Raw genomic sequence first — 9,799 nt, 5'->3', positions numbered from 1 at the left:
CCGGATTTTGAGTCCGGCGCGTCTACCAGTTCCGCCACTTCGGCGCGGGGGCGCGGAGTATACGCCAGAACAATACCCCGAGTTCAAGTATGCCTTGAGCCTCAATGCGTTTGGTCCAGCGAAAGCTGGCGCTGATCACGGTCATACCAGCCGTCCTTGACCTGGCGAAATACAGCGCAGGAGGTCATGGCACCACGATAGATATGCAGGGAGACGGCGACTGCGTCGTCGCTTGGATTGCGAATCGTGTGGTACTCATGGGGCGGAATCAGGCTGCCGGCGGATCCGGGACCGGCCAGCATGGTGCCGCGTGATTCGAATCGATAGAGGTCCTGGTCTCTTTCGACCAGCTCGTACGGGGTCACTTCGATCTGGCCGTGCCAGACCCCCTCGACACACCACATGCCGGAATGATCATGAATCGAGGTGCCCTGTCCGGGGCCCCAGGTCATGGCAATCACGGAATATCCGAGTTCTGCGCTGGTGTAGATCTCGCGACGCGCGTAGTGGTCGGAAGCTGCCTCATACACGCAATCGGGAAGGCTGACAGACGCATCCTGCATGAGCCTGCACAAGGTTTGTCGCAATGCATCGGTGATCGCCGTCGTGCAATCTCTTCGAATGGCGTCATCAAGGGCATCGACCAGTTTTTTCGAACCGGGAAAATCGAGTGCAAGCATGTCCCAGGGATCTCCTCATGTGCGGGTTGGCCGGGCATGTCGCTCTCGCCGACCGCATTCAATCCGCTGATTCTACAGCGCTGCCATGAATGGTGCGATTTTTCCACCGAATCCTTCGATGTCAACGAGGAACGCGTCGTGCCCCTGCGGGCTGTCCAGTGCCACGAATTCGACATGGGCACCTCCCTCGCTCAGGCCGTCAGCGATTTCCTCCTGTTGGGAGAGTGGAAACAGGATGTCGGTGCTGACACCGATGACGAGGGCGCGCTCCACCTTGATGTTGGCCAAAGCAACGCGTGCGTTGCCTTCGCCGTGCTCAGCGATGTCAAACCAGTCGCTGGCCCGCGACAGGTACAAGTAGCAGTTCGGATCAAAACTGCGGACGAATCGACGGGCATGGGCAGCCAGGTAGGATTCGACCTGGAACTCCACGGCGAACGGTTCGTCGTCACGCTCGTCCGAATCCAGGCGTATTCGTGCGAATCGTCCAACCCATTCCATTGCCGAGCGGTAGGTGATGACGCCCAGCTTGCGCGCGATGCTCATGCCGGTTTCGGGGTAGTTTTCATCGTCATAGTCGCCCGAATTCCATTTCGGATCGAGCCGGATTGCTTCCCGCTGCAACGAACGGATGGCTATCGAGAAAGGCTGCGCTTGCGGAGCCGTCGATATGCTGACATGAGCGCGGACACTTGCCGGGTATAGCGAAAGGTAGGCCAGGGCGGTCATGCCGCCCATGGAATTGCCGATCAGGCAGGCCAGACGCTCGATCCCGAGGCCCTGGACGAGTTCATGGGCCGCGTGCGCCGCATCCTCGAGGCTGAGTCTGGGGAAGTCGAGCCGATAGATTTCACCGGTTTCCGGGTTGATGGACGCCGGTCCGGTCGAGCCCTTGCAACTGCCTAGCGTGTTGACGCAAATGACAAACCAGCGGTTGCTGTCTATCGGCTTGCCCGGCCCCAGCATTTCTTCCCACCAGCCGGGGGTCGGGTCGCCGATGCTTGAGGCCGCGTGTGCGCTGGGCGATAGCCCGGTCAGGATCAGTACGGCATTGTCGCGTTTCGCCGACAGGGTTCCCCAGGTCTCATAGGCCAGTTGCGCGCCCTGCAACTCGCCACCTCGCTTCATGCGAAAGCCCGGGCTCAGATTGAAAGTGTGGCGCGCGTCGGACATGTAGATTCAGTACGCCTGCAAGGTCATTGTCGAGGGGTCAGGGAATCACGCTGTCGATGACCAGACTTAGCGGTTCCTTGCGGTTGACGTCGATCGCGCCGCTGAGTACCTGCAGATCACCGGATTGGGGCAGTGCGTTGCCGCTGGCCGAAATCCGCGCGCCGACGACCACTTTCGGGAACATCGACAGCTTCATCGACGGCAACATGCCCATGCTGTCATCCAGTCTGACGGTCAAAGGCAGGTCGCTGGCCTGCAGGCGCTGGATTGCAAGCGGCATGGGCGGGCCACTCTCGGCACGTGCGAACACGAACAGCGTGGAGCCGAATTCAAGCTTGCTCTTCAGGCTGTCGTCGAGGCTGACCTCTATCGTCAACCCTGGGCCGCCCGCAGCGCCGGAATCCGCTGCCGCGGAACCTGCTGCGGATGCGGTCGAAGGTGCGACGGCAGGTGCTGTCGCCATTGCTGTCCCTGCCGGGTTGGCGCCGCCGAGTTGTTCGGCGTCAGCTATCTGGGCACGCACGCTGCGGGCGATGTCACTATCCGGTGGCAAGGCGGGCAGCAGGCGATTCCAGTTGCGAATGGCAGCATCGTAGTCGGCTGACTGATAGTCGCTTATTCCAATCAGCCAAAGCGCGCGTTGATGTTCCGGGTCGGCAGCGAGAACACCTTCGATCAGTTGCCTGGACTCGCCCGTGATGCGTCGGCCTTCGCCTGACAGTGCCAGCGCTTGCGCGTACTCGACGGTCAGGTCGTGGTTGTCGGGCTGAATATCGAACGCCTGTTTGAGTGCATCGCGCGATTCGGCAAACTTGCCCATGGCCTGGTAAGCGCGGCCCAGCAATGCCCAGCCCTCGGCGTTGTCAGGGTTGGCTTCGAGCTTGGCGACGAGGCCGGCAATGGCCTCGTCCATCTCGATACCTTGCCCGTCGGCGCCGGTTCCAGCGGGCGCGCTGCCGCTGCGCGCAACGAGATTGTCCGGGTTCAGTGCATTGGGTGCGCCTATGGCCTGATACAGGACGATTGCCCCAGCCGGGAGCAGCAAGGCAACCAGCAGCGACGCGAGCAGGGCCGGCCGGCGACTTTTCGCGAGTGCTGCCGATGTGTCCGATGCAGCGAGTCCGGCCAGTTTCGATTTGAATTCCTCGTCGTTGATGACGCCTGCGGCATGGGCGTCCTTGAGTGCCTTCAGGCGCTTTGAACCACTGTCGTTCGCGGATGCAGAGGGCGCGCGCTGGCGGAGCATCGGCAGAAGTGAGAAAGCCAGGGCAACAACGAGCATCGCTGCAGCCAGAATCACGAATAGCGTCATTACCAACCATCCTCGGAACTTGTTTCGGCAGGAACACGCTGCTGCGCAGAGGCGCGGCGACGTACGATCAGGACAACGGCAACAAGACCAGCCAGGAACACTATCAGCGGACCAAACCAGAGCACGAACGTGCCGCTGCGCAAGGGCGGGTTGTACAGTACGAAATCGCTGTATCGCGCAGTCAGATACTGCTTGATTTCGTCATCGTTCTTTCCTTGTTGCATCTGCTCGAATACTTCCTGGCGCAGATCCTTGGCGAGGTCCGCGCTGGAATCGGCAAGGCTTTCGTTCTGGCAGACCAGGCAACGCAGTTGGCGTGCAAGATTCTGGAAACGTTGTTCCTCTGCGCGATCCTTGAATGGCAGCGCGTCGATCGCAACGGCTGCATTCGGCAACAGCAACGACAGCGCGAGCAGGATCATAAGGGCATGGCGTGTCCATGCGGATGCAGTCATGGCTTTTCTCCCCTCATCGCTTCCAGCCTCGGCATGATTTCGAAAGCAAAGATCTCCGGAGTGATCGCTCCGATGCGCTTGTAGCGAATCACGCCCTTGGCATCCACCAGAAAAGACTCCGGTGCACCATACACGCCGAAATCGATGGCTACGCGGCCGTCGCGATCGGCAATGATTGCGCTATAGGGGTTGCCGAACCGGGCCAGCCAGCGCTTGGCGTCATCGGGCTCGTCCTTGTAGTTGAATCCGACTATAGGAATGCCGAGGCGCTTGCCTTCGTTCATGAGCAATGGGTGTTCGTCCAGGCAGGCAAAGCACCAGCTGGCAAATACATTTAGCAAGTACGGCTGGCCAAGCAGATCAGCATTGTCGAGACGCTTGGCTGGATCCATGAGCATGGGCAGGTCAAAGGCCGGAGCCTGCTTTCCGATCAGCGGCGACGGCACTTCGTTCATGCGGTTGCTGCGCATCCAGGAAATGCCGACCGCGAGCAGGATCACGAGCAGGCCGAATCCCGCCAGTGGAAGGAATCGCGTATTCATGCACGGGGCCCGACGGCATCAACAGATTCTGCGCTTGCTTCGGCAGGCTTCTTCGAACCAGGCGCTTCTGCCTTCACCAGGACGCGGAATCGACGATCGGTCGCGGCCACGAAGCCGCCCAGCATCATCAGGATCGCGCCTAGCCAGATCCATCGGAGGAATGGTTTCAGGTACACGCGTACCGACCACGCGCCATCGTCACCGAGCGGTTCGCCGAGTGCCACGTAGAGGTCACGGGTGAAGCCGGGATCGATGTCGGATTCGGTCTGGATCTGCGTGGTCTTGGTGTACTGGCGCTTCTGTGGATGCAGAACTGCAACCACGGCGTCGTTGCGAGTGATGGTTATCGTGCCCTCGTCGGCGACGAAATTCGGGCCACTGACGCGTTCGACACCATCGAATCGGAATGTGTAGCTTCCCAGGACAGCGGTTTCACCCTTGTCCAGGCGCACATCCTTTTCGATGCTTGTGCCCTCGGTGACGAGAACGCCCGCAAGAAACACCGCGAAGCCAAAATGTGCGATGACCATGCCCAACATTTCCGGTGTGAATCGGCGTCCCTTCGGGGAGTTGCGCCAGCGAATTGCGGCGAACGCGATGATGCCAAGTCCGACCCACACCGAAACGGCGACGCCGATGAACGCCTTGATCGAAAGTTTCTCAGTCATCAGCCAGACAAGAACGCAGGCGACCACGACGAGCACAAGCGCCGGGCGCAAGGTGCGAAGCGAGCGGCGCCAGTCGCCACGGCTCCAGTTCAGCAACGGACCAAATGGAATCAGCAGCGCTACGGGTGCCATCAACAGGACGAACATGAATCCGAAGTAGGGCGGACCAACTGAAATCCGGCCGAGATTGAAAGCCTCGCCGATCAGCGGGTAAAGGGTGCCCAGCAGGACCATTGCGGCGGCACACGTGAACAGCAGGTTGTTGACGAGCAGCAGGGTCTCGCGCGACACGGCGGAAAATGGCTTGCCACCCGAAACCTTGGGTGCGCGCAGTGCGTAGATCAGCAAGGAGCCACCAACCGTCACTGTCAGGAATGCAAGGATGAACATTCCGCGCTCCGGGTCGCTGGCGAAGGAATGCACGGATGTCAGCACGCCGGAGCGAACAAGAAACGTTCCGAGCAATGACAGCGAGAACGCAAAGATGGCCAGCAGAAGGGTCCAGGGGCGGAAGCTGCCGCGCTTTTCGGTGACTGCCTGCGAGTGGATCAGCGCCGTGCCGATCAGCCAGGGCATGAATGAGGCGTTCTCGACCGGATCCCAGAACCACCAGCCGCCCCAGCCCAGCTCGTAGTAGGCCCACCAGCTGCCCAGCGCGATGCCGAGGGTCAGAACACCCCAGGCTGCATTGGTCCAGGGGCGCGACCAGCGCACCCATTGCTCGTCGAGTTTTCCTCCCAGCAAGGCCGCGATCGCGAAGGCAAACGCGACCGAGAATCCGACGTAACCCATGTAGAGCATGGGTGGATGCACGATCAGGCCAAAATCCTGGAGCACCGGATTCAGATCATTTCCGTCGGCCAGGCCTGGGATGTGTCGCGTGAACGGGTTGGACGTCAGCACCGTGAACAGCAGGAAGCCGAGGCTGACGAAACCGAGTACGCCCATGACGCGGGCCATGAAGTCTTCAGGCAGACGGCGGCTGGTGACCGCGACGGCCATGGTCCAGAGGCTGAGGATAAGAATCCACAGCAGCAAAGAACCTTCGTGCGCTCCCCATACCGCTGAAAAGCGGTAGTACCACGGTAGCTGCAGGTTGGAGTTCTGGGCGACATAGGCCACCGAGAAATCCTGGACCATGAAGGCATAGGTCAGCAGCACAAAGGCGATCAGGACGAAAACGAATTGCCCGGTTGCTGCCGGCCGAGCCACTGCCATCAATGACCTGTTCCCCGTGTGCGCTCCGATCAGCGGCAGAACCAACTGCACGGCACTTAGGAGAAGGGCCAGGATGAGGGCGAATTGTCCGAGTTCTGGAAGCATTGCGTGGCCTGGGTTGGGGATTGCAGTGGCTGACTCTGTTTGTCGAACCCGAATGGAGCTGGCTAGGGTGTCGGCTTGTCTGCCGACTCGGGAACATCATGCTTGCGATGGGCGTTCTCCATCGCTTCGGCTACATCGCGGGGGATGTAGTTTTCATCGTGCTTGGCGAGAACCTCGGTCGCGACGAATTTTTCGCCCTGCATCGAGCCGGTGGCGATCACCGATTGCTTTTCGCGAAACAGGTCGGGAAGGATGCCTTCGTACTCGACGCGCATGTCGCCATCGCCATCCGTGACTACGAACCCGACAGTCAGCGATTGTCCGCGCTCGACCGAGTTTTCCTTGACCATGCCTCCGATACGAATGCGTGCATCGGCAGGAACCTTGCCGGCGATGATCTCGCTGGGTGTGTAGAGGTAGGTCATGTTCTGCTGCAGGGCGAGGATGGTCAGCACGGTCGCGATACCCACGGCAAGCAGGATCAGGGCGACGAGGACAAGCCTGCGTTTGCGGGTGGGAGTCATGCTGGTTTCTCCTGACGATTCTTCTGGCGCCGATAGCGCCCGCTCAACTCTGCAATGATCTTGCGATAGCGCATGCGTGGGGCAATGAAATCCATCAGCAATGCAACTACGAAAATCGCGAACGATGACCACACGTATGCACCGTAGCCACCCATCGCGAAAAAGTCATTCATGTCTTGCTCCGGCTTTCAGTACGACATCGCGAGCCCAGTCCTTGCCCGCTTCCAGTTCCAGTGTGCTGGCGCGAGCACGTGCCAGAACGCTCGCGAAGAACCAGAGGTGGGTGGCCAGCGCCATCAGGAGCAGCGGCCAGAGCATGCTGGAGTCGATACGTGACGGACCGAGCAGGCGCACCGTCGAACCCTGGTGCAAGGTGTTCCACCAGCTTACAGAGAAATGCACGATCGGCACGTTGACGATGCCCACGAGGGCAAGAAATGCCGCAGCTCGTGCTGCCTGTCGCCGGTCTTCGATCGCGTTGTAGAGGCCGATAACGCCCAGGAACAGGAACAACAGGACCAGTTCCGACGTCAGGCGAGCATCCCAGGTCCACCAGGTACCCCACATCGGCTTGCCCCAGATGGCCCCTGTCGCCAGAGTCACTGCCGTGAAAATTGCCCCGATGGGTGCACTGGCCATGGCGAGGATTTCCGAAATCTTGATTCGCCAGACCAGGGCGATGAATGCGTTGATCGCCATGAACAGATATGCGAACAGGCTCATCCAAGCACACGGCACGTGAATGAAAATGATCCGGTAGGCGTCACTTTGCTGGTAATCGGCAGGCGCCACGAAAAGGCCGCCGTACATGGCCACCAATCCGCCGAGCACGGCGGTTGCATACAGCCATGGCAGAAGCAGCCCGGCGACGCGATGGAAGATCGGTGGCGAGCCGAATTTGTGAAACCAGAGTGTCAGCTTGTTCATCAGGATATTGAAATCCGCAGGGCGGCGGCGCAGGCCAGCGGTGCCAACACCAGGGCAAGCACCAGGGCCGCACCAAGCCAGAGCAGGGGAGCCAGAAACGGCAGGCCCGCCTGCGCAGCGTCGCAGGCACCGGCAGCGAAAATAAGCACCGGCACATACAAGGGCAGGACCAACAGGGCCAGCAGCATACCAGAGCGTCGCATGCCTACCGTGAGGGCGACGCAGACCGCGCCAAGCAGGCTCAGCAACGGCGTCGCCAGGGCCAGTGCGGCGATCAGGACAGGCAGGACTTGCCGCGGCAGAAAGAGCATCTCCGCGAGCAAAGGAGCGATCAGAATCAGGGGCAGGGCGGTGGTCACCCAATGAACGGCAATCTTGCCGGCAAGCAGCAATGGCAGGGGATGCGGAGACAAGACGATCTGTTCGAGCGTGCCGTCTTCATGATCGTTGCGGAATAACCCGTCGAGCGCCAGCAGCCCCGCAAGGAGGATTGCTACGAAGACGATGCCTGCTGCGATGCGTGCAAGTTGATTCGGTTCCGGCCCCAGTGCGAGCGGAAACATCACGACCACGATAAGTGCAAACAAGGCCGGGTTCAGCGCATCTCCGCGCCGCCGCCATGTCAGCAGCAAATCGCGCCGCAGCAGCGCAATACATGCCGACGTGGTCGTGCCATATCTCATGCGGATGGCCTCAATGGCAGTCGACGCGGGGTGCCGGAAGTAAAGGCGTAGGCGCCATGTGAGGTGACCAGGGCCGCACCGCCGCGTCGCGCCTGAGCGTCCAGCAGGCGGTTGACCAGATCGATGCCTTCCCTGTCCAGGTTCGCGTAGGGTTCGTCCAGCAACCACAGTGCAGCAGGAACCAGAAGTAGACGGGCCAGACCTACTCGCTTTTTTTGTCCGGCGGACAACATGCGTGTGGCAACGTCCTCATAGCCTTCGAGCCCGACACTGGCCAGGGCGAGGCGAGGCGTGATGCCTCCGCGCATGCCGGCCACGCCGATCGCGAACTCAAGGTTTTCAAGTGGACTGAGATCGGCCTTGAGGCCCGGCAAATGCCCGAGCAGTGCGACCTGGTGGGACAGCCGTGCCAGCGTCAACACCTCGCCGTTCAGACGGATGCTGCCCATTCCGGGTTCGAGCAATCCGGACAGGACCTTGAGCAGGGTTGTCTTGCCAGAACCGTTGTCACCTTCCACGAGGACAACTTCGCCGGCATGCAAGCTGAAATCAAGCGGCCCGAAAATCAGCTCGTCATTTCGCGAATAGGAGAGCCCCTGCGCTTCCAGCAACGGAATCAAGTTTTCGGCGTGGGCAGGAGTCATTTTTCGCCAGGACAGGTTGGAGCATCCCGGCCTGTTTGGCCGGACAAGATCCAATCGGGATGCAAATTGTAATGGACTATGCCTTCATGCGAGACACTGTGCGACACTTGGTGCGGGCATAAGCAGCAATGTGGGCGCCTGCACAAGGCGCGTGATTTTCCGCTTGTCCAGGCGGTCGGACGTGGCAGAGGACAGGGAAGGGCTTGTTCAGGCTTGCGAACACAGACCCGAAATCAGAGATGAAATTAGCCCAGAAGGAGAGCGAGGCCGCCAGACTGTCGCGATTGCACGCGTTGCGTGTGCTCGATACGGAGCCGGAACCTCTGTTCGATGCCCTCGTTCGCGCAGCCTCGCTGGTGACCGGAGCGCCCATCGCCCTGGTGAGTCTCGTCGATACGGAACGGCAGTGGTTCAAGTCGAATTTCGGACTTGAAGAAGCTACCGAGACTCCGAGGAATGTCGCATTCTGCGCACATGCCATTCTGGGCGAAGGGTTGATGGAAGTCCCGGATGCCCGTCTCGATCCTCGTTTTGCCAACAACCCCCTGGTAATCGGCGAGCCCGGCATCCGCTTCTACGGCGGGGCTCCCATCGCGTTGTCTGACGGATTCAAGATGGGGACCCTGTGCGTGATCGACCGTCAGCCACGAGTGCTGACGGACTTGCAGCGCAATGTGCTTTCCGAGCTGGCCAATGCAGCTGCCGAGGCCCTGCAGCAGCGCAAGCTCGCCTTGGAAAAAAGTGACGCGCAGACAATGCAGGTGGAGGCCGAGCGCGCGTTCGCAAAAGAGCATGAGCGTCATGCAAACGTCATTCGGGCCACGGAGGTCGGTACCTTCGAGTGGAATGTGGTTTCCGGGGAAGTCCA

At 60.4% G+C, this 9,799-nt stretch carries 12 protein-coding genes; 1 reads left to right on the top strand and 11 read right to left on the bottom strand.

The annotated features are described in order from the left end of the window. Positions 1 to 101: 101 nt before the first annotated feature. The 11 genes from WBP53_RS07815 to ccmA form a co-directional block, all read right to left on the bottom strand. Positions 102 to 680 carry a cysteine dioxygenase gene (locus WBP53_RS07815; protein ID WP_423927617.1) on the bottom strand — a complete coding sequence of 193 codons (579 nt, stop codon included), beginning with the start codon at positions 678 to 680 and terminating at the stop codon, positions 102 to 104. Positions 681 to 752: 72 nt separating this feature from the next. Then, positions 753 to 1,853 (bottom strand): homoserine O-acetyltransferase MetX, encoded by a 1,101-nt coding sequence (gene metX / locus WBP53_RS07810; RefSeq protein ID WP_423927615.1) that lies wholly within the window; start codon positions 1,851 to 1,853, stop codon positions 753 to 755. Between the two features lie 37 nt (positions 1,854 to 1,890). Beyond that, on the bottom strand, positions 1,891 to 3,165 hold the full coding sequence (ccmI, locus tag WBP53_RS07805) for a c-type cytochrome biogenesis protein CcmI (RefSeq protein ID WP_423927613.1): 1,275 nt from the start codon (positions 3,163 to 3,165) through the stop codon (positions 1,891 to 1,893). Then, a complete protein-coding gene (locus WBP53_RS07800; protein ID WP_423927611.1) occupies positions 3,165 to 3,620 on the bottom strand; it encodes a cytochrome c-type biogenesis protein in 456 nt (151 codons plus the stop codon). The genes ccmI and WBP53_RS07800 overlap by 1 nt, the downstream gene beginning before the upstream one ends. Then, positions 3,617 to 4,162, bottom strand: a complete 546-nt coding sequence (locus WBP53_RS07795) for a DsbE family thiol:disulfide interchange protein (protein WP_423927609.1) — start codon at positions 4,160 to 4,162, stop codon at positions 3,617 to 3,619. Before WBP53_RS07795 ends, WBP53_RS07800 begins: the two co-directional genes overlap by 4 nt. Further along, positions 4,159 to 6,153: a heme lyase CcmF/NrfE family subunit gene (locus WBP53_RS07790; RefSeq protein WP_423927607.1), complete on the bottom strand. Its 1,995-nt coding sequence runs from the start codon at positions 6,151 to 6,153 to the stop codon at positions 4,159 to 4,161. The genes WBP53_RS07795 and WBP53_RS07790 overlap by 4 nt, the downstream gene beginning before the upstream one ends. A 62-nt stretch (positions 6,154 to 6,215) precedes the next feature. Next, positions 6,216 to 6,677: a cytochrome c maturation protein CcmE gene (ccmE, locus tag WBP53_RS07785; protein WP_423927605.1), complete on the bottom strand. Its 462-nt coding sequence runs from the start codon at positions 6,675 to 6,677 to the stop codon at positions 6,216 to 6,218. After that, entirely contained in the window at positions 6,674 to 6,850 is a 177-nt protein-coding gene (gene ccmD, locus WBP53_RS07780) for a heme exporter protein CcmD (RefSeq protein WP_423927603.1), read from the bottom strand. Before ccmD ends, ccmE begins: the two co-directional genes overlap by 4 nt. Continuing rightward, entirely contained in the window at positions 6,843 to 7,607 is a 765-nt protein-coding gene (ccmC, locus tag WBP53_RS07775; protein ID WP_423927619.1) for a heme ABC transporter permease CcmC, read from the bottom strand. The genes ccmD and ccmC overlap by 8 nt, the downstream gene beginning before the upstream one ends. After that, the gene (gene ccmB, locus WBP53_RS07770) at positions 7,604 to 8,287 is read right to left on the bottom strand and encodes a heme exporter protein CcmB (protein WP_423927601.1); all 684 of its coding nucleotides are present in this window, start codon (positions 8,285 to 8,287) and stop codon (positions 7,604 to 7,606) included. The genes ccmC and ccmB overlap by 4 nt, the downstream gene beginning before the upstream one ends. After that, positions 8,284 to 8,931 carry a heme ABC exporter ATP-binding protein CcmA gene (gene ccmA, locus WBP53_RS07765; RefSeq protein WP_423927599.1) on the bottom strand — a complete coding sequence of 216 codons (648 nt, stop codon included), beginning with the start codon at positions 8,929 to 8,931 and terminating at the stop codon, positions 8,284 to 8,286. Before ccmA ends, ccmB begins: the two co-directional genes overlap by 4 nt. Positions 8,932 to 9,170: 239 nt before the next feature. Here ccmA and WBP53_RS07760 point away from each other — a divergent pair. Next, positions 9,171 to 9,799: GAF domain-containing protein (locus WBP53_RS07760; RefSeq protein ID WP_423927597.1), on the top strand; the 629-nt coding region annotated here is incomplete at its 3' end.

Origin of the sequence: Dokdonella sp., assembly GCF_049593775.1 — a bacterium.
GTDB lineage: Bacteria > Pseudomonadota > Gammaproteobacteria > Xanthomonadales > Rhodanobacteraceae > Dokdonella.
The sequence above is the reverse complement of the archived record's forward strand: the minus strand, read 5'-3'. Positions and strand labels throughout refer to the sequence as shown.